This is a genomic window from Thioalkalivibrio sp. ALMg9, from assembly GCF_000380625.1.
Lineage (GTDB): Bacteria > Pseudomonadota > Gammaproteobacteria > Ectothiorhodospirales > Ectothiorhodospiraceae > Thioalkalivibrio > Thioalkalivibrio versutus.
The window spans coordinates 425,926-444,996 of the sequence record NZ_AQYC01000008.1 but is presented as its reverse complement, the minus strand read 5'-3'; the positions used below and the strand labels follow the sequence as shown (position 1 = coordinate 444,996).

At 63.7% G+C, this 19,071-nt stretch carries 19 protein-coding genes and 1 pseudogene; 13 read left to right on the top strand and 7 right to left on the bottom strand.

Translation table 11 applies throughout. The annotated features are described in order from the left end of the window. Positions 1-57 precede the first annotated feature (57 nt). The 4 genes from mreC to rnd all read left to right on the top strand — a co-directional run bounded on the left by mreC (position 58) and on the right by rnd (position 3,018). Complete coding sequence (gene mreC / locus F792_RS0107380; protein ID WP_018169026.1) at positions 58-1,005, top strand: rod shape-determining protein MreC; 948 nt, start codon at positions 58-60, stop codon at positions 1,003-1,005. After that, on the top strand, positions 1,002-1,493 hold the full coding sequence (gene mreD / locus F792_RS0107375) for a rod shape-determining protein MreD (RefSeq protein ID WP_018169025.1): 492 nt from the start codon (positions 1,002-1,004) through the stop codon (positions 1,491-1,493). The genes mreC and mreD overlap by 4 nt, the downstream gene beginning before the upstream one ends. Before the next feature lie 81 nt (positions 1,494-1,574). Continuing rightward, a complete protein-coding gene (locus F792_RS0107370; protein WP_018169024.1) occupies positions 1,575-1,877 on the top strand; it encodes a DUF1244 domain-containing protein in 303 nt (100 codons plus the stop codon). Next, positions 1,870-3,018, top strand: coding sequence for a ribonuclease D (gene rnd / locus F792_RS0107365; protein WP_018169023.1), 1,149 nt, complete (start codon positions 1,870-1,872; stop codon positions 3,016-3,018). The genes F792_RS0107370 and rnd overlap by 8 nt, the downstream gene beginning before the upstream one ends. Positions 3,019-3,049: 31 nt before the next feature. Here the strand turns inward: rnd and F792_RS0107360 are convergent, their stop codons facing one another. Then, positions 3,050-3,490 carry a hypothetical protein gene (locus F792_RS0107360; protein WP_018145243.1) on the bottom strand — a complete coding sequence of 147 codons (441 nt, stop codon included), beginning with the start codon at positions 3,488-3,490 and terminating at the stop codon, positions 3,050-3,052. A 35-nt stretch (positions 3,491-3,525) separates the two neighbouring features. On the opposite strand from F792_RS0107360, the gene F792_RS14570 reads away from it, so the two are divergent. Then, on the top strand, positions 3,526-4,128 hold the full coding sequence (locus F792_RS14570; protein WP_081620124.1) for a SprT-like domain-containing protein: 603 nt from the start codon (positions 3,526-3,528) through the stop codon (positions 4,126-4,128). Between the two features lie 220 nt (positions 4,129-4,348). Here the strand turns inward: F792_RS14570 and F792_RS0107350 are convergent, their stop codons facing one another. From F792_RS0107350 to F792_RS0107340, 3 genes are read right to left on the bottom strand one after another with little or no spacing between them, the layout of a single operon-like run. Beyond that, the gene (locus F792_RS0107350; RefSeq protein WP_018169021.1) at positions 4,349-5,617 is read right to left on the bottom strand and encodes a 3-deoxy-D-manno-octulosonic acid transferase; all 1,269 of its coding nucleotides are present in this window, start codon (positions 5,615-5,617) and stop codon (positions 4,349-4,351) included. A 47-nt stretch (positions 5,618-5,664) separates the two neighbouring features. After that, positions 5,665-6,210, bottom strand: a complete 546-nt coding sequence (locus F792_RS0107345; RefSeq protein WP_018169020.1) for a D-glycero-beta-D-manno-heptose 1,7-bisphosphate 7-phosphatase — start codon at positions 6,208-6,210, stop codon at positions 5,665-5,667. Next, positions 6,207-6,806, bottom strand: coding sequence for an SIS domain-containing protein (locus F792_RS0107340; protein WP_018169019.1), 600 nt, complete (start codon positions 6,804-6,806; stop codon positions 6,207-6,209). The genes F792_RS0107345 and F792_RS0107340 overlap by 4 nt, the downstream gene beginning before the upstream one ends. 263 nt (positions 6,807-7,069) lie before the next feature. Here F792_RS0107340 and waaF point away from each other — a divergent pair, with 263 nt between their 5' ends. The 7 genes and pseudogenes from waaF to F792_RS14895 all read left to right on the top strand — a co-directional run bounded on the left by waaF (position 7,070) and on the right by F792_RS14895 (position 14,228). Then, positions 7,070-8,110, top strand: a complete 1,041-nt coding sequence (gene waaF, locus F792_RS0107335; protein WP_018169018.1) for a lipopolysaccharide heptosyltransferase II — start codon at positions 7,070-7,072, stop codon at positions 8,108-8,110. After that, on the top strand, positions 8,110-9,249 hold the full coding sequence (locus tag F792_RS0107330) for a glycosyltransferase family 4 protein (protein WP_018169017.1): 1,140 nt from the start codon (positions 8,110-8,112) through the stop codon (positions 9,247-9,249). Before waaF ends, F792_RS0107330 begins: the two co-directional genes overlap by 1 nt. Beyond that, positions 9,246-10,109 (top strand): lipopolysaccharide core heptose(I) kinase RfaP, encoded by an 864-nt coding sequence (gene rfaP, locus F792_RS0107325; protein ID WP_026305924.1) that lies wholly within the window; start codon positions 9,246-9,248, stop codon positions 10,107-10,109. Before F792_RS0107330 ends, rfaP begins: the two co-directional genes overlap by 4 nt. Next, positions 10,106-10,951 (top strand): lipopolysaccharide kinase InaA family protein, encoded by an 846-nt coding sequence (locus F792_RS14145; protein ID WP_026305923.1) that lies wholly within the window; start codon positions 10,106-10,108, stop codon positions 10,949-10,951. Before rfaP ends, F792_RS14145 begins: the two co-directional genes overlap by 4 nt. Further along, on the top strand, positions 10,948-11,754 hold the full coding sequence (locus tag F792_RS15090) for a lipopolysaccharide kinase InaA family protein (RefSeq protein ID WP_081620123.1): 807 nt from the start codon (positions 10,948-10,950) through the stop codon (positions 11,752-11,754). The genes F792_RS14145 and F792_RS15090 overlap by 4 nt, the downstream gene beginning before the upstream one ends. A gap of 86 nt (positions 11,755-11,840) precedes the next feature. Continuing rightward, a pseudogene (locus F792_RS14140) lies at positions 11,841-12,949 on the top strand (IS3 family transposase). 733 nt (positions 12,950-13,682) lie between these two features. Further along, positions 13,683-14,228, top strand: coding sequence for a glycosyltransferase family 9 protein (locus tag F792_RS14895; RefSeq protein ID WP_018169011.1), 546 nt, complete (start codon positions 13,683-13,685; stop codon positions 14,226-14,228). A gap of 7 nt (positions 14,229-14,235) precedes the next feature. Here F792_RS14895 and F792_RS0107300 read toward each other — a convergent pair whose 3' ends face one another. Further along, a complete protein-coding gene (locus F792_RS0107300) occupies positions 14,236-14,634 on the bottom strand; it encodes a DUF6165 family protein (protein ID WP_018169010.1) in 399 nt (132 codons plus the stop codon). A 754-nt stretch (positions 14,635-15,388) separates the two neighbouring features. Between F792_RS0107300 and F792_RS0107295 the strand changes: the two genes are divergently transcribed. Beyond that, positions 15,389-16,555: a glycosyltransferase gene (locus F792_RS0107295; protein WP_018169009.1), complete on the top strand. Its 1,167-nt coding sequence runs from the start codon at positions 15,389-15,391 to the stop codon at positions 16,553-16,555. On the opposite strand, the gene F792_RS0107290 is transcribed toward F792_RS0107295, so the two are convergent. Both F792_RS0107290 and F792_RS0107285 read right to left on the bottom strand, forming a co-directional pair. Continuing rightward, complete coding sequence (locus F792_RS0107290; RefSeq protein WP_196799403.1) at positions 16,552-17,538, bottom strand: O-antigen ligase; 987 nt, start codon at positions 17,536-17,538, stop codon at positions 16,552-16,554. The two genes, F792_RS0107295 and F792_RS0107290, sit on opposite strands and share 4 nt — an antisense overlap. 524 nt (positions 17,539-18,062) lie before the next feature. Next, the gene (locus F792_RS0107285) at positions 18,063-19,028 is read right to left on the bottom strand and encodes an IS5 family transposase (RefSeq protein ID WP_018169007.1); all 966 of its coding nucleotides are present in this window, start codon (positions 19,026-19,028) and stop codon (positions 18,063-18,065) included. Between the last annotated feature and the right edge of the window lie 43 nt (positions 19,029-19,071).

Here is a 19,071-nt window from a genome sequence, read left to right as displayed (position 1 = left end):
CCGGGCCGCAACAGGTCGGCAAAGCCGCACGGGACGGGGTTCCGCAGCGGCTTTGCCTTGTCGACGCGATCCGGAACCGGAGGTCACGCCATCAGCAAGCCGCTGTTCAGACTGGGTGTCTCGCCCACTCTGCGCCTGCTCGCGGTGATCCTGCTGGGCCTGGCGCTGATGGCGCTGGATCACCGCGTCAACGAACTGCAGTTTGTCCGCGGCGCCCTGGCCACCGTCACCTACCCGCTGCAGGTCGCGGTGGACGCACCGGTCCGCGCGGTCAGCCGGGTGTTCGAGTCGTTCACCAGCCGCGAAGACCTGATCACCGAGAACCGCATCCTGCGCAGCGAGAATGCCGAGCTGCGCGCGCGTCAGCTGCGCTTCGAGGCCCTGCAGCTGGAGAACGACCGCCTGCGCGCCCTGCTGAATACCGCCGAGCAGGCCGAAGAACGGGTCGAGATCGCCAAGCTGCTGGCCGTGGATCTCGACCCCTTTCGCCAGCAGATCGTGCTCAACAAGGGGCGCAATGACGATGTCTATGCCGGCCAGCCGGTCATCAATGCCGACGGCGTGATCGGTCAGGTTCTGTCGACCCGTCTGACCAGCTCGATCGCTCTGCTGATCTCCGACCCCAGCCACGCGCTGCCGGTACTGAGCGCGCGCACCGGGCTGCGCGGTCTGGTGGTCGGCACCGGCAACCCGCAACGCCTGGAGATGCGCCACGTTCCGCTGCAGGAGGATGTGGAGCCCGGCGACCTGCTGCTGACCTCCGGGCTGGGCGGCCGTTTCCCGGCCGACTACCCTGTGGCCCGGGTCACCTCGGTCGAGCGGCCGCAGGGCCAACCATTCCTGAGCATCGAGGCCGAACCGCTGGCAGCCCTGGACCGCTCCCGCGAGGTCCTGTTGCTGTGGACCGACGGCGCCGTTTCAGCGATCGCCCCGCTCAATCTGGACAACGACCTGGAGGCGGCTCCGAACGCGCTCGAATCAGAACCGGCCGAAGGGACACCGTGACCCGTGCCATCGGCATCCCCTGGCCGGTGGCGCTGACCCTGCTGGCAGCTCTGGCCCTCGCCATCGTGCCGGTCCCGGATATCCTGCGCCCGGCGCGCCCGGAGTGGCTGGCGCTCATCCTGATCTACTGGGCCATGGCCTTCCCGTCGCGCATCGGCATCCTGACCGCCTTCGTCGCCGGCCTGTTGCTGGACACCCTGCAGGGCCAGCTGCTGGGACAGAACGCCATCGCCCTGGCAGTGGTCATCTACATCGTGCTGCAGATCCACCCGCGCCTGCGGGTCTATCCGGTCTGGCAACAGATGATGGTGGTCGCCATCCTGATGGCCCTGTTCAAGCTTCTGGCCCTGTGGCCACAGGGCATCACCGGGTTTCCGCCGGGCAGCCTCTGGTACTGGGCGCCGGTCCTCACCAGCGCCCTGGTCTGGCCCCTGATCTTCTCCCTGCTGCGCGACCTGCGTCGGCGCTGGCTGCTGCACCTCACCTGAGGAAAACGCCGACCCCATCCCGGTCGAAGCAAACCGGGACTGTCACGCATACTGTGTCCGAACCGAAACAAGGAGCCTTGCATGGACCCGAACAAGCAAACCGAGATCGAAGCCGCCGTGTTGCGCCGCCTGCTGCAGCACCTGGACGAACGCAAGGACGTGCAGAACATTGACCTGATGAACCTGGCCGGCTTCTGCCGCAACTGCCTGTCCAAGTGGTACGTGGCCGCCGCCGAAGAACGCGGCGAGTCCATCGACTACGAGGGTGCCCGCGAGATCGTCTACGGCATGCCCTACAGCGAGTGGAAAGAGCGCTACCAGAAGGAGGCGACGCCGGAGCAGAAGGCCGCCTTCGAGGCCAGCCAGAAATCGCCCCATGCATGATCACGGCCTGATCGAGACCCCGGAGGCCCTGCAGGGCTTCCTCGACACCATCGCCGGGACCGACTGGATCGCGCTGGATACGGAGTTCATGCGCGAGAAGACCTACTACCCGCGCCTGTGCCTGATCCAGCTGGCAACTCTGGACCAGATCGCCTGCGTCGACCCGCTGCAACTCGACATCAAGCTGCTGGAACCCCTGCTGTTCGATGCCGGCGTAACCAAGGTCTTCCACTCGGCCTCGCAGGATCTCGAGGTGCTCTATCGCGAACTCGGACGCGTGCCCACCCCGGTGTTCGACACCCAGATCGCTGCCAGCATGCTCGGCCACGGCGAGCAGATCGGCTACGCCAACCTGGTCAAGGCGATCCTCGATCGCGACCTCGACAAGAGCCAGACCCGCACCGACTGGGCACGCCGCCCCCTGAGCAAGGAACAGATCCTTTACGCCGCCGATGACGTACGCTTCCTGGCCACCGTGTTCATGCGCCTACTGCACGAACTGGAAAGCCATGACCGCATGCACTGGCTGCGCCCGGAGATGGAGGCCCTGAGCGACCCGGCCCTGTACGAACCAAACCCCGAGGCGGCCTGGCAGCGGGTCTCCGGGGCCAAGCGGCTCAAGCCGCGCGAACGCGGCGTGCTCAAGGCCGTGGCCGCCTGGCGCGAACGCGCGGCGCAGGCAAGCGACCGCCCGCGCCGCTGGATCCTGGCCGACGACATCCTGATCGATATCGCCCGGCGCACGCCGGAGGACGCCGCCGCCCTGCACCAATTGCGCGGCTTCCCCGACGGCATGAAACCGCCACGTCAGGAAGAGCTGCTGGAGGCGATCCGCGAAGGCCAGGCCCTGCCCCGCGAGGAATGGCCACAACTGCCGGACAAGGCGAAGCTGACCGAGGCGGAAGAGGTCCTGGCGGACATCGGCATGGCCCTGCTGCGCGAGTGCGCGCGACGCAACCAGATCACCGCCGGCGCGATTGCGCAGCGCAAGGATGTCATCGAACTCCTGAAGGGCGACGGCACGAGCGGCCGCCTGGGCAGCGGCTGGCGTCACGAGATCGCCGGAAAGACCATCGCTCGCTGGTTTGCGGGCGATGGTGAACTGACACGTACGGAGGAAGGGCTGCAGATCCGCCCGTGATCGTCGCCCGGGCGGATCTGCAGCGGTAGCGTCAGGCGGCCTTGTAGATCCCGCGGCGCGGCGAGGTCAGGCGACCCTGGCGCTTCAGGTAGGCCAGGGTCTGGCTGATGTTCTTGGTATCCAGGCCGGCCTTCTCGGCCTGTGCCTTGATCTCCTTGATGCCCATCTCCGGCTGGGTGGCGACGATATCGCAAAGCTTCTGGCTGATGGACTCGCCACCGGCCCGGCGCCCGCGACGTCCGCCGCCCGCGGTACGGCCCACGCGCCCGCCCAGTTCACGGATCTGGCGCTCGAGCTCGCCGAGTTCCTTGCGATGCCGCGCCACCATCTCCTTGCGCTTTTCCATCAGCTTCTCGCGCTTCTCGCGGCGTTCGGCTTCCTTGCCCTCGGCTTCTTCCTTTTCCCGCTGGCGCGCGAGGGCGTACAGTTCTTCGGCCGACAGATCGGAGGCCTTCTTGTTATCCATGCTCATACAGAACTCCCGGGGTTTCGAGTAGAGTTGAAAAGATGAAATCCGCAGCAGAAAAAACCAAAGTCCAGTCTGGGACCTGCCGAGACGGACAATATGATAACTCACGCGGAGGATTACAAGATCCCGCGGGGACCTTACCCGATGAAAAGAAGAAACGAATTCTGGAAAAGGCCCGCGAACTTTATAACCAATCGGGATCGAAGGGAGAAGTCCCCGAGGTGTGCTTCAACCTGAAAGGGCGCGCAGCGGGCCAATGGCGAATGACGGGAGGACAAGAGCAGCTGCGCTTCAACCCACAGGCCTTTGTTCTTGACTGGGACGCCCACTTCCCCGCCACCGTGGCACACGAAATCGCCCACTCGCTCGTGTATCGCGATCATGGGCCGCGCGGCGCGCGCCCCCACGGTCCCGAGTGGCAGGCCCGCATGCGGGCGTTCGGTTGCGAACCCCGGGTCACACATGACACGCCCCTGCCCGGGCGCAAAATGAAAACCCACGACTACGCCTGCGACTGCCGACACCACCTGCTCAGCGCCCGACGGCACCACCTGATTCAACGCAAGCATTACCGCTATCAGTGCCGGCAGTGCGGGGCAACGCTCAGGCCCGGAAACAACACCAGGGGAGCGGCTGATTAGTCTGCCGGTTTACGCACGGATCCACTCTGCTCGCGGCCTCGGCCTCGTGAATACTCCGCAATCGAGCGAGACACGCAAACCGGCGCCCCGAACAATCGGTTCATCGAACTCTCGACAAACCGGCCCGGACAAACAAGGCATCGGTCACACGAGGAATGTGTTGAGAATGCAGCTGCCACACCGCAGCCGCCCGTGTTCGAAATAGCTAGGGAAACGCTGATTAATTCGCACGTCCGCGTTCCAGACAGTGCTCGATCGCGCTGACCGCCTCCCCCACAGCTCCACGCCCCGAGTCCACAACTCCACGGCCCGCCTCCCCCATCGCTCGGCGTGCATCCGGCGACTTCAGCAGACGCACCAGCTCGCAGGCCACCCCATGGGCATCCTGCGCCCGGTGCAAGGCCCCGACCGCCTCCATCCGCGCCACAACGGATTCGAAGTGTTCGGTACTCGGGCCGGTCACTACCGGGAGACCCAACGCCGCCGGTTCCAGCACGTTCTGACCACCAAGCGGGACCAGGCTGCCCCCCACAAATGCGGCGTCCCCGGCCCCGAGGTAGAGACCCACCTCGCCGATGGAATCGCCGATCAGCACATCCACCGGCCCGGTCGGCCCGTCGCTTCGCCGCCCGGTCCGAAAACCTGCGGCGCGCGCAGCCTCGAATGCAGGCTCGAACCGCTCCCGATGGCGGGGCACCCACACCAGCACCGCGTCCGGAAACTCGGCGCGCAACAGTCGGTGAATCGACAGCACCGCCGCGTCCTCGCCCTCTCGGGTACTCACCGCAACCCAGACCGGCGCCGCCCCAGCGAACTCCTGCCGGAAGGCCGCGCCCTGTTCATGGCCGGGTGGCAGTTCCCTGTCGAATTTGAGATTGCCTCCGACCCGGAGGCGCTCAGCCGGAGCCCCGAGATCAAGAAATGCCCGCGCGGCACTCTCGTCCTGGACGAGCAGGACCCCCAGCCGCGCCAGCGTCTCGGCCACCAGCGGCTGCAACCGGCGATAGCGCCTAGAGGAGCGCGGCGACATTCGCGCGCTGGCCAGGAGCAGGGGCACACCCGCGCGCTCGCAGCCACGATAGAGATTGGGCCATAACTCGGTTTCGAACATCACCGCCACGGCCGGGCGGGCGCGATGAAGAAAGCGCCGGACCGCCCCCGGGAGATCCAGCGGCAGGAAGCGGTGGCTCACGGCATCCCCCAGAGCCGCCGTCACCCGCATCGCACCCTCGGGCGTAGTGGTCGTGACCAGCAGGTGACGTCCCGGGTGTTTCTCCTGCAGCGCTCGCGCCAGGGGCAGGGCCGCCTCCACCTCACCCACCGAGGCCGCATGCAGCCAGATCGCGCCGGGCGGCACGGGCTCACCCAACCCAATCCATTCGCACCAGCGGTCTGCCGGCACACCGCTGGCCCGCGCCCGCCGGACCAGCCGCGTTAGCAACACGGGAACGGCCAGGCGCAACAGGGTGGTGTACAGCGCGTGGCGCATCGCGAACTACTCCGGGCGCTCAGGGAGACATGGATCCACATGCACGCTCAGTCGAGCCACGCAATCGCCTCGGGCAGGGTGCGGATGCGTGCCACGCCTGGCTCATCGGGCAGAGATTCCGTGCCCTCCGGATCGAACAACAGTCGCGTCCCGACCCCGGCCCGCCGCGCGGCCTCGAGATCGGATGGGCGATCACCAATCAGCACCGAACCGGCCAGGTCGAGCCCCAGATCGTCTCGCGCACGCAGCAACATCCCCGGGGCCGGCTTGCGATCAGTGCAATCCTTCCGGTACTCGGGAAGCGCATCGCGCGGATGATGGGGGCAGTGATAGACGGCGTCGATCCGCCCTTCGTTTTCGGCAAACCGGCCCCGCATCCATTCGCTGAGGTGTCGGAACGCAGGCTCGTCGTAATAGCCGCGCCCAATACCGGACTGGTTGGTCACCACCACCACGGCCCACTGGCGGGCGCGGGCCGCTGCAACCAGCTCGAAAATCCCCGGGACGAAATCGACCTGCTCGGGGCGGTGCACGTAGCCATGATCGACATTGACCACCCCGTCGCGATCGAGAAACAGCGCGCGTACCGTCACTCCGAACCCGTATCGCCCTGAGCCGCCACCAGCGCGTCCTCCACCACGCCACACAGCAGGTGACCGATCAGCCCGTGCACCTCCTGCACCCGGGCCGTTGCCGGATCCGGCACACGCAACACATGGTCCGCCGAATGGCTATCCGCCAGGCCCTTTTCACCAGTCAGGGCTACGGTCGTCAGACCGCGCTCGGTCGCCATATCGAAGGCGCGCAGCACGTTGGGCGAGCGCCCGGAGGTGGTCAGCCCGACGAACACGTCCCCCGGCTGCCCCAGCGCCTCGACTTGGCGCGAGAAGACGTGCTCATAACCGAAGTCATTCGCGATCGCGGTCAGCACCGAAGTATCCGTGGTCAGCGCGATCGCCGCCGCGCCCGGCCGCACCGCCCGATAACGACAAACAATCTCCGCCGCGATGTGCTGCGCATCCGCCGCACTACCCCCATTCCCGGCCAGCAGTATCTTGCCCCCGGCCTGAACACAGCGCAGCCACACCTGCCCCACATTCTCGACCTCGGCGACAAACGCCCGGTCCTCCGCCAGCCGCCCGAACAGCTGACTGGCCGCCGCGAGTTCGTCGATGATTCCTTCCTGCACTTGCGCTCTCCGCCAGGGAAACACTGATTGATAAAACGCCAGCACGCCATGCGCGGGCCGAAGGCCTGCAAAGTACACCGCGCATCCTCGAGGCGACAAGCAAACCGCTCGATCGCGAGCGGCCGGGCCCATGTACAATGAAGACTTCAGGACCGCCCCGGATTATCGCCTCACAAGCTTATGCCTCGCAGCCTTCTCCCACGTTCCGGATGGCATCCGCCGGATACGCGTCCGACCACCCCCCGACCGTACAGGACACCGTCGTGATCAAGCGACTCGACGCATCCCCGGCCGTCCTCGTGATCGGCCCGGCCTGGGTCGGCGACATGGTGATGGCGCAGAGTCTGTTCGTGACGCTCAGGCAACGTGAGCCCACCCCCGCCGTGGACGTGGTTGCGCCTGCCTGGAGCCTGCCAATCCTGGAACGCATGCCCGAGGTGCGCCGCGCCATCCCACTGCCCGTGGGCCACGGCGAACTGGCGCTGGGCCGGCGTTGGCGCCTCGGACGCTCGCTGCGCGAGGCGGGCTATCAACAGGCCATCGTACTGCCGCGCTCGGCCAAGGCGGCCCTGCCGCCGCTTGCCGCCGGGATCCCACGGCGAACGGGCTACCGCGGCGAATACCGCTACGGCCTGCTCAACGACATCCGGCCACTCGATCGACAGCGTCTGTACCGGACGGTCGACCGCTTCGTCGCTCTGGGGCTCGCCCCCGGTGCGCCACAACCACCCCCGATTTCGGAACCCGCACTGGCGATTTCCGAGCCTGAGCGGGACAAGGCACGAGCCGCTCTCGGCCTGAACAACCAGGACGCGCCGGTATTGGCCCTGTGCCCAGGCGCGGAGTACGGCCCGTCCAAGCGCTGGCCCGCCGAGTACTACGCAGAAGTTGCTCGCGCGCGCCAGGCGGCCGGCTGGCAGGTATGGCTGTTCGGCTCGCAAAAGGATGGTCCGGTCACTCGGGCGATCTCCCAAGCCGCCCCCGGGTGTGTAGACCTGGCTGGACGCACGCAGCTGGGGCAGGCCATTGACCTGCTGGCGTGCGCGGACCTGGTCATCAGCAACGACTCGGGACTCATGCACATTGCGGCCGCAACCGGGCGCCCGGTGGTGGCTCTCTACGGGTCTTCCGATCCCGGCTACACGCCGCCGCTGACCTCGCGGCGGCGCATCCTGCACCTGGGGCTGGAATGCAGCCCCTGCTTCCAGCGCGAGTGCCCGCTGGGGCACCTGAACTGCCTGCGGCAGATGTCACCCGCGCAGGTCCTTGAGGCCGGCGCTGCCCTGCAGACGGAGGGGCGTTGATGCAGCTGGCATTCGTGTTGTTCAAGTATTTTCCGCATGGTGGACTGCAGCGCAACTTCCGGCGGATCACCGAGCTGGCGCTGGAACGTGGCCACCGGATCGACGTGTTCACCCTCGCGTGGGAAGGCTGGGCGCCGCAGCACCCGAACCTGAAGCTGCATGTACTGCGCGTACCCGGCTGGCGCAATCACACGCGCTACCGCCAGTTCGCCCGCCGCGTTCAGGCCAAGGTCCAGACCCGGCAGCCCGATCGCGTCGTCGGGTTCAACAAGCTGCCCGGGCTGGATGTCTACTACAACGCCGACCCCTGCTTTATCGAACGGGCGCAGGCCCGGAGCCGGCTTTATCGCCTGTCCGGGCGTTACAGGGTGCATGCGGAACTCGAACGCGCGGTCTTTCGTGCCGATGCGCACAACCGCATCCTGCTCCTGTCCGAGGCCGAAAAGCCTCTTTTCCAGCGCTGGTACGGAACCCCTGATGACCGCTTTCATCCGATGCCGCCCTACGTATCGGCCGACCGCTTCGCCGATGCAGACTCCCCGCGCCGAGGGCGCGCGCTGCGCCGGGAACTGGGCCTCGCAGGCGACACACGAATGCTCCTCATGGTCGGCTCCGACTTCCGGCGCAAGGGCGTCGACCGCAGCATCCGCGCGCTGGCTGCACTGCCAGACGAGCTCCGCGTGAAGACGTACCTGTATGTTCTGGGGAAGGGTCGCGTCGCCCCACTGATGCGGCTGTCGCGAAGACTCGGAGTCAACGACCAGGTGCACTTCATGCAGGGGCGCGACGATGTGGCCAACTTCCTGTTCGCCGCCGACCTGCTGCTGCACCCCGCCTACCAGGAGAACACCGGCACCGCCATCGTGGAGGCCATCGCCGCCGGCCTGCCCGCGCTGGTCACGGCCAATTGCGGGTACGCCTTCCATGTGGAGCGCGCCGGCTGTGGCGAGGTGATCCCATCCCCGTTCGAACAGGCGGCCATGGACTCGGCCCTCGCGCGCATGCTGCGGGCAGCCAACCCCGAACACTGGCGCGCCGCTGCGCGGGACTACGCCATGCGCACCGAACTGGGCACCCGGGCCGAACACGCCCTGCGCGTGATCGAAGGGCCGCGCCATGGCGAGGAGGCCACCGGATGACCCCCCGCCCACGACACGAACTTCTGATGGACACGGACTTTCAGCAGGCGTTGGAGGCCCGCCTCGGGCCCGGCGATCCGTTCGAACAGGTCATGAACCTGGATGGCGAGATCGTGCGCCACGTGGACGGGCGCCGCACCTTCCGGTTTGAACTGGGCGCGCAGCGTTACTTCGCCAAGGTCCACACCGGTATGCCCTGGCGACGCATCCTGCGCAAACTGAGCCAGTTCCGCATCCCGGTACTGGGGGCCGAGCCCGAATGGCGCGCGATCCATCGCCTGCAGGAACTCGACATCCCGACCACCCCGCCGGTGGCGTTCGGCCTGCGCCGCGGCCTGAATCCGGCGCGCGAGCGCTCGTTTGTGATCACCCGCGACCTCGGCCACACCCGAACCCTGGAACAGGAATGTCTGCGCTGGCCCGAACAGCCGCCGGCCTTCGCCTTCCGCCTGCGACTGATCCGCGAGGTCGCACGCATTGCCCGCCTCCTGCACGAAAACGGCATGAACCACCGTGACTTCTACCTCTGCCACTTCCGACTGAATCTGAACAGGAACGAGGCCGCGACCATGGAGGGAGAGGTCCCACCCCAACTGCACCTGATGGACCTGCACCGTGTTCAGCAACATAGGCGACCACCCGAGCGCGCCCGAATCAAGGATCTAGGCGGACTGTATTTTTCGGCGCTAGATATTGGCCTGGGGCGCCGCGACCTGCTGCGCTTCATCCGCGAGTACCGCCAAGCCTCCATCCGCGTCACCCTGACCGGCGATACCCGCCTGTGGCAACGTGTCACCCAACGCGCCCGCTGGCAGTACCAACGCGAACACGGCCACTCCCCCGAGGGGCTAACGCGATGATCCGCCATCGTGTTCTGCAGTGGCTCGGCTGGGCGCCCCGCCTGTTCGGGCCAACGAAATGCGCGCAGGATCTCGCACCCGTGGCCCGGGAGATCCTTCGAGATCAAAGCCCACCCGGCTGGAACCTATTGAGCAGCTCGGCTCACACACGAGTTGCGCGCGGCTGTTGGAACGCGCAGTCAGTTTTCCTCAAGGCATTTCTCCCCAGGCACGCCTTTGAGCCAGTGAAAGCAATCGGGCGGGGTAGCCGTGGAGCGCGCGCAGTTGATCGCTCCATTCAGATGAAGCAGGCCGGCTTCCAAACCCCGCGAGTAGCCGGATGGGGATGCAGCGGCTGGCGCGGAGAATTCGTCGTAACCTATGCCTTGCCTTATCCTTCGACCGAAGAACTCTTCATTGGATCGAGAGACAGGGGCCAAGCGCTTCGGGATCATCGCGATCTCCTGAAGGCCTTCGGCAAAGAAATTGGGCGCCTTCACCAAGCAGGCTGGATTCACGGCGACTTGCGCCTGGGCAACGTTCTTTGTGACCGGAATGCACTCGCCGAAACTTCCATTTTCTGGTTCCTGGACAATGAGGGAAACCGGAAAAGCACCTCTCGTATCGAGCGCCTAAAGAACTTGATCCAATTGAGCATGACGCGGCGGGACCAACAAAGCCGCACCGATCAACTACGCATCCTCCAAGGCTATACAAACCAACTCGGGCTTCAATACACCGAATACCGAAAACTGGCGAAGAGGATCGAGCAAGGCCGCACGCGAAGGTGGAAGCGGCGCGAGGCCAAGGGTGGCCCCAAAGATAGATTTATGCCACTAGACGATGGTGAGGGCAACGCATGAACAACCGCACAAGGTTTCGCCATGCCCGTCCCCCGGAATGGCCCAATGAGGCTTCGATTGACCTAGACTCATGGCCTCCTGCGCCTAACCAGTTACAGCTCATTAAAGGCGACAAAGCTACTGTCAGCGGGTTTGTACGCTTATCCGGAACCCCTCCCATGTATTTCAAACGTTTCCGGCCCACCCTGCCCTGCGGTTTGCTAGCCAGGCGCGCGCTGGGGCAAGATCAGGCATTGCACAACTGGACGCTCGCCCGGCGCCTGAGAATGCGGGGAATCCATGTGGCCAGACCCTACGCAGTGATCTGGGGACCCAGTGAGTCGTGGTACCTGTGCGAGGCCTTTCAGGGCTCGACAACACTTCAAGAGACTGCACGGCTTTACGCAGAACGCAAGAAAGAACTCACGAGGCTCACTCAAGAAGCGATTGAACAGTTAGCCCAACTGCATGCTATGGGCGTAAGTCACGGAGATTTCAAATGGGGCAACCTGCTGGTCGTTCGCAGCGGGATCGTTGTTACAGACCTAGACAGCACCCGACAACACCGATCGACCTCCACGCGCTTGGCCGCCGAGGACCTTGGGCGGTTTCTAGTCTGCGGACTGGAAGCAGGACTAGGACAGTCTTGGGCTCACTTGTGCGTGCGGCGCTACGCTGACCTCCGCCAACAACCCGCAGAAATCATCGAAACACCCCTTCGATCCAGCATAATGCGAATCAGCCGCGCTCACCAACATAGGTATCGCCGCGCGGCGGTGTCCCTCGCTCCATGGAGGGTTGACCACCGCGAGGAGTCAACGTAGAGCGAACCCCTCCTGTCGCCTTCCCGTAAATTCGGTCCATTGAAAACTGGAGGTCTCCGGGCACACTAGAGCCAAATGAGGCCGAGATGCGCAAGAGTCGGTTTACGGAAAGCCAGATTGCTCAGACGCTGAAGCAGGTCGAAGGCGGCCGGAAGGTGAAGGACGTCTGTCGGGAGATCGGGGTCTCTGAAGCGACCTACTACCAGTGGAAGTCGAAATACGGCGGCATGGAGGCAGCCGACGTCCGACGGCTGAAGGAGCTGGAGGACGAGAACAACCGGCTCAAGCGGATGTACGCCGAGCTGGCCCTGGAGAACACGGCCCTGAAGGACGTAATCACAAAAAAGCTCTGAGCCCGGACGAGAAGCGCCGCGTGGTCACTGCGTTGACGCAGGACCACGGGCTGAGTCAGCGCCGGGCCTGTCAGGCGGCCGGGGTTGCGCGGTCGGTGGTGCGGTATCGCAAGCAACCGGACCGGGACGATGCGGTGATCGTGCTACTGCAGGAGTTGGTGGAGCGCTATCCGGAGCGGGGCTTTGGCAAGCTGTTCAAGCTGATCCGGCGTCGGGGCATGCCCTGGAACCACAAGCGGGTCTGGCGCGTGTACTGCGCCCTGAAGCTGAACCTGCGGCGCAAGGGCAAGCGCCGTTTGCCACCACGGGAGCCACGGCCCCTGGCGTCGACCGAGGCCCCCAACGCGTGCTGGTCAGCGGACTTCATGTCGGATGCGCTATGGGACGGACGGCGCTTCCGCACCTTCAACGTCGTGGATGACTTCAACCGGGAAGCGCTGGCCGTGGAGATCGATCCGAACCTGCCCGCACTCCGTGTGATCCGGGTGCTGGAGCGTATTGCTGCCTGGCGGGGCTATCCGCAGCAACTCCGCCTGGACAATGCCCCCGAGTTCGTCTCGGCCGCGATCGCTGACTGAGCCGAGCAGCGGGGCGTGGAACTGAGCTTCATCCAGCCGGGTAAACCGATACAGAACGGGTTCATCGAACGGTTCAACGGCAGCTACCGCCGCGGCGTGCTGGACCTCTACGTCTTCCGAACGCTGACTGAAGTCCGGGAACACACCGAGCAGTGGCTGCAGGACTACAACGAAACCATCCCTCACGAGTCGATGGGGGACCTCACGCCGGTCGAATACCGTCAGCTACACCACCCGGAAACCTCTAGTTATGCGTGGACCTAATCCGGGGAAGTCGACACTCCCACACCTATCGCAACATGCTAAAGAGACGCTGATTGGTTCATGTTTCTAGAAGCAAGTCCCGGAAACTACTGACGCCCCTCAATACGAAAAAGACTTTGTGCGATTCCTCCCGTGGCAGGGTGGCGATTCTGGACCACCTTATGGCTGAGCCCTCATACTCACGTCCATGCCACCGAAAATCGAACGCCTCGCGCTGGTCATGGCGGATCCGCACCTTGGAAACTTCCTGGTTTCCTCCGGGGTCATCAACCCGCTTATCCGAGCACTCAAACCGAGTGAGACGCTCATCGTTGTGCACCAAGCCCATCAGCGACTGCTCGCAAGGATGCCCGGACTAGCACACATCCCCACGCTATGCGTAGACGGCAGAAAGCGCGGCCTCCGTAAGATTCCCGTTGGCTTAAAGGCAGCCCTTAGCCTCCGCAAATTCCGCCCCGACACGACAGTCTCCTTCGGCGGCAATCGGATTGCGTCCCTGGCAGCGGGTCTGTCCGGCGCGCCACGTCGCGTTGGGCTCCCGAGTGACGGGTACCCCCGATGGTTCAATGTGCATGCCAACCACCCGCCCGGAAACAACCATCATCGTCAGGCCATCTACGCAGCAATTGCGGATTGTGCCGGCACAGGTCGCATCTCGCCGGAAGCCCCACAGTTGGTACCGCATCCTGACAGGGATTTGCCAGCATGGGCATCCGCCCGCCGGCAGCTAAACTTGGACGGCCTTACCCTGGCCTGCCTGCACGTGGGCGCAGGTAAGGAGTACAAGCTCTGGCCCTGCGACCGCTTCGCGGCACTGGCTGACTGGCTGTACGATCAGGGCCTGCAACCGGTCCTGATCGGAACCGCAGCCGACAAAGCCCGCGCAGAAACGGTTCGCAGTCTGGCGCGAAAGCCTCTGCCTTCGCTGATCTCCAACCTGAGCCGGGACGCCGAGTTGGCCTTGCTGGCGGAATGCCGTCTTTTTGTCGGCAATGACAGCGGCCCCATGCACTTGGCTGCCGCCCTAGGTGCACCGGTCATCGGACTATTCGGACCAACCGACCCGGTGCGCTGGGGTCCGCTTGGAGATCAATGCCGCGCCCTTCGAGGAGACGCACCGCTAGAGCACCCAATCGAGCGAAAGCAGGTCGGGGGGCGTCAAGCGGCCGGCAGCGAACGAAGCCTGGAAAGCCTGCAACTCGAGACCGTTCAGCAGGCGGTGGGTGAACTCCTACATTGGCCGAACCCCGCCCAGGCACCGTCCCCCGCCAGCCATTGAAATCCCGTCAACTGTAGGACTGGTAGGATTTCTCCTCCATCAGCATCGAGCCCAGCCGCTCATTGATATCCCGCTTGATCGCTGCCCGCTTGTCGTTGGTGAAATACACCGCGCGGGCAAGCTCGATGAAACGGTCACCGAACGCCTTGTCGGCCTCGCATTCCCGGATATCGTCCTCGATACACCACAAGGCCTCGTTGACCTCCTTGAGGCGTTCGCGGGCATCCGAAATATCGGGCGCATCCTCGTCTGCCATCGCCCCCGACCATGTAGCGGTCAGGGCTTCCAGCTCATGACGAACATTGGAACGTTTCTTCTCGTCGGTTATCTTCGCCAGCTTGATCTCGAGAATGGTAATCTTGTCGATCAACTCGCCCGGCGAGATCGGGACACTGATGGTCTTCATGGTTGCGGTTTGTCTCCGAGTACAAGCAGAGGCCCAAGGCGTCACCCTGGAGCCAGGCCGACGCCGCAGGATAACACCTTAACATCGGTTCGCGTGCGGAGGCTGAGCTTGGCGATGATGGTGCATCCGATTGAGGCTTTCGGCTCAGTGTGTTCGCCCAATCTACAAGCAAGCTCACCACGATGCGCTTCGAGAGCGCTCGAGGAGCCTCAGCAGAAAATGGTCAACGTTCCGCGAACTCGGTCCTTGGCCGTACCCACTCCAAAATGCCGCCAAGTACGGTTTCCGATTCCAGTGCGTACCTCTTGCTCGGCCTTACTTGACCGCTACATACCTCAAGATTCGGAACCCAATGGGGGATGGACTCCTCTCCTGCTACGCCGCCCACAACCTAAAGGAGCACCGGACTACCGCCAATACAATACGTCACCTGCGAGCCGACCCTCAGTTCCACTAAAAAAACGAGGACTCGAAACCCACTCCACGGCTTCCCTTCACAAATGAAACCTGCTTTATTGACCGCCCCGAACCCGGCGCCATCGCCTTGGATAACCCCCTCGACGAGAGCCGCCAACACCGTAGTAGACAGACATGGGAACGAGAAGCCTGCGAAGAAGCGAATCCGCCCTGCCTGGTGCCCCTCCGATCCGAATTCCAACAATGGATCCCGTTGCAAAGTGGGTCCTGTTGCTTGCCTTCCCGACATCGACAGTGTCCGGACTGCGACCACCCTACAACATTGCGGCTTGCACACATGACTGACTCAGCGGCGAACGCTGCGAAGCAGCCCCCTCCACTTGCCGGGCGGCACATCACTTACGTTGTGGAAAACGGCGACCAAGTCGCCGAGGATGTCCGGCAGCAGATGCGGGCCGTACGCCGTCTGGGAGCGTTTGTAACCGCCTGCTGCCTGTGCGGCGCGGGACAAGCCTTGACGCCCAACCAGGACTACGACCACTTGTCGTTATTGGGGATGGAGGTACGCCAACTGTCTGGGAGCCGAATTCACGCAATTCGGCGCTTCCGGAACCACCTTCGGCAAGACACCAGCGACACCCTGATCTGTGACCAGTACAAGTCCATCACGACAGCCGTTCTCGCAACGGCCATACCGGGGACAGGACGCCGCCGCATCATCGCCCTGATTCGCGGGTTCCACGCAGCGCGCTCGCGCACCCGCCGTCGCTTCTATCGGCTTTTTTCTCGGAGAATCGACGCATTCATCACCCTGACCAATGCTCACAAGCATCACATCCACACGATGATGCCGTGGTTTCCCCTTGCCCGGTTCCACGTTATTCCAGTCTACCTTGACGCGGAGGCCCTGCGCGCGCAGATGGTGCCGGCCGCAGACGCCCGGGACGCGCTCGGGATCGGTGCAGGCCCGTTCACCTTCGGGACCGTCACTCGTTTCGATGCCTGTAAACGCCTGACCGACCTGGTCGCAGCGTCCGCCATTCTCCGCGACCAGGGGTACGACTTCCGCGTCGTCATCGTCGGCGACGGCCGCGAACGTGAAGCCCTCGAAGTCCAGATCGCTCGGGCGCAGCTGGCTGACCACGTCCTCCTCACCGGAGTCGTCCCTGCCGCGGCACGCTATTTCAAGGCATTTGATACCTTCGTCTTCCCGTCCGAAGGCGACAGCTTCGGCCGCGTCCTGCTGGAGGCACGAGCCGCCGAACTGCCGATCATTGCGGCCGATTGTGGCGGCCCCCCGGAGGTCATCGGAAGCCACGGCATGATCGCACGCCATCGCGACCCGATGGACCTGGCTTCCAAAATGGCCGCGATGCTTGAAACGCCGCTGCCGAAACGCAAGGACGCCGCCAGAGAAGGCGCGCGCTGGTCCCGCGCCACATACACTGTCGAAGCGCTCACGGCCGAACTGCATCAGGTGCTTGAAAAACGAGGTCCGGATTAATCCCCGTCCCGTCGGCCGACCGTCGCGTCGGTATTCAGGCACCGCTTCGCGAGCGACCGGATTTCGTCTTTTCCAGACTCTCGCAAGCGGAGCTCCCGCCCAATGATCACCCCTACTGGCAGCCACAAGCCCAACCAGTAATGAGGGTTCATGCGCACCACCAGTCCATGCCCATCGAAACTTAGCAAGGCCAAACCTGCAATCAGCCAGCCGACCACCAGAGTAACGCCTGGCATCCGCCCCCGCATCAAGCGTGCATTGATGAGAACGCTCGAAACGAAAGCAAGAAAAAGCACCAATCCGACCGCACCCCCTGCAAGCACGATGCTCAACCAAAGATTATGCGGACTGTGAAACTCGCCGAACCCCGGGACCGTTATCTCGATGGGGTTACCTACCCCCTCCCCGAAAATGGGTGCTTGAAGGAAACGATCCAATACCGCCATCCATATCTCCAACCGCCCGGAACCCCCTCTTTCCAGAAAGCTGCGATCAAGCACGCCACCGAAGTTTATGTAAATTAAAAAAAGCGCCGAGAAGCCCAGCGCCAGAACCAAGGCCAACCAAGACCGCCACATCAATAGAATCGTGAAAACTCCGATCGCCAAATACAAAAGGGCTGCGCGGCTCTGCGCCTGAAACAGGAACCATGAACAAACAACCAAGGTGAGTAGTGAAAGGGAAACAATCCACCAAGATCTTCCCTTCACCATAAAGTAGAACGCCCCCACCCCCATAAAAGCGAAGGGTACGGCCGCACTGTTCGGATTTTCTCTGTAGGAAAGAACGTTATATATCCGCCTGGAAACGAAGGCACCCCCTTCATGCAACTGATAAAGCGAAAACAGCGCGGCAAAAACAGCGACCGGCGCCATTAGAATAAAAAGATACCGGACCCATTGGGGTCTCTTATAAGTGATCCAGGAAATAATCACCACGAAGCTCAAAATGGCCAGAATATGCCGAAGCCGGTCGTAAATCATCTCCCATTCCACAGCCCCCGACCAAGCCACGGAGGACGCGATATAGGACATCAGAACAACCAGCAGCCACCATGATCGGGACCGGAACACCAATGCCCAGTCCACCCCCCGCATGGAAATCAGAAAGGGGAGGAGTACAAAGACATAGTAATAGTCACTATGAAACCTAGAACTGGAAAACACCAGAAAACCGGTAAGAAAACCGACCATCGCGAGGACGAGATAGGGCGAGGTCCGGATTGCCGATTGAACGCGGCCCGCTAGGCGATGGAAAGAAAGGGAAACTCTGGTCAAAATTTTACCTTGGTAACCATACCTTGTTGGTGCTGGGCCATCAGCCTAACCAATCCGGATTTGCACACCAGCTGTGAACCCCTAAGAAAACACTGATCAATGGCCCCGCATCCGGCTCCATGTCCCGCCGAAGCGTTTTGGGAAGGACACTGGGGCCACGGGGGCCTGTTTTGTCCCTGTAACCGCCGTTTTTGGCTGTTACAGGGGCGATTTCCGGTCCCACGGACACACTACCCCTGCGGCAGGAGCCCCCATCGTCGCGCGCGGTACAGGTTCGCCAGGGCGAACAGGCTGTGCAGCTGCGCGGTGTTTTTCTTGAGACCCTGGTAGCGCACCTTGCGATACCCGAGCAGGTTCTTCGCCACATGGAACGGATGCTCCACGATCGAACGCAACTGGGCCTTGTGCCGTTTAGCGGCGCGCACGTGATCGCGTTCCGGGCCTTCTGGCATCGCGCGTACCGAGCCGCGCTTTCGCGCGATGTGCGTCTCCGGGCGAGGCTCTTCCAGCCGCTTCTCCGCGCCGATGTAGCCGGCATCGCCATGCAGGCTCTCTTCCTCGCCGTGGAGCAGCTCCGGCATTTGCGAGACGTCCGAGACATTCGCGGCCGTCCCCTTCACCGTATGAACCAGCCCGGTGACGACATCAGCCCCGATATGCGCCTTCATCCCGAAGTACCACTGGTTGCCCTTCTTCGTCTGATGCATCTCCGGATCGAGGGCCTTCTTCTCGTTCTTGGTCGAGGGCGAGGCCGCGATCAGGGTGGCATCCACCACCGTGCCCTCGCGCAGCAGCAGGCCCCGCTGCTGCAAATGCGCATTGATCCGGTCGAAGATCACCGGGGTGAGGTTGTGCCGCTCCAACAGACGCCGGAACTGCGGCAGGGTCGTGGCATCCGGCGCGTCTTCGCGGCTCAGGTCGATCCCGACAAAGCGCCGGATCGCCTGACTGTCGTAGACCGCATCCTCGACCCCTTCGTCCGACAGGTTAAAGCACTGCTGCGCCACGTACATCCGCAGCATCCGTTCCAGGCCAATCGGCGGACGGCCCCGCTTCCCCTTCGGGTAGTGCGGCTCGATCGCCTCCACCAGCGCCGCCCAGGGCGTGATCGCATCGACCTCCCCCAGAAACCGGTCGCGCCGCGTCTGCTTGCGCTTGGCGGAATACTCGAGATCGGAAAAGCTGCGCTGGGACATCGGCCATCACCTCGGGCAGAAAACCTAGCGTCATTATCCCAAA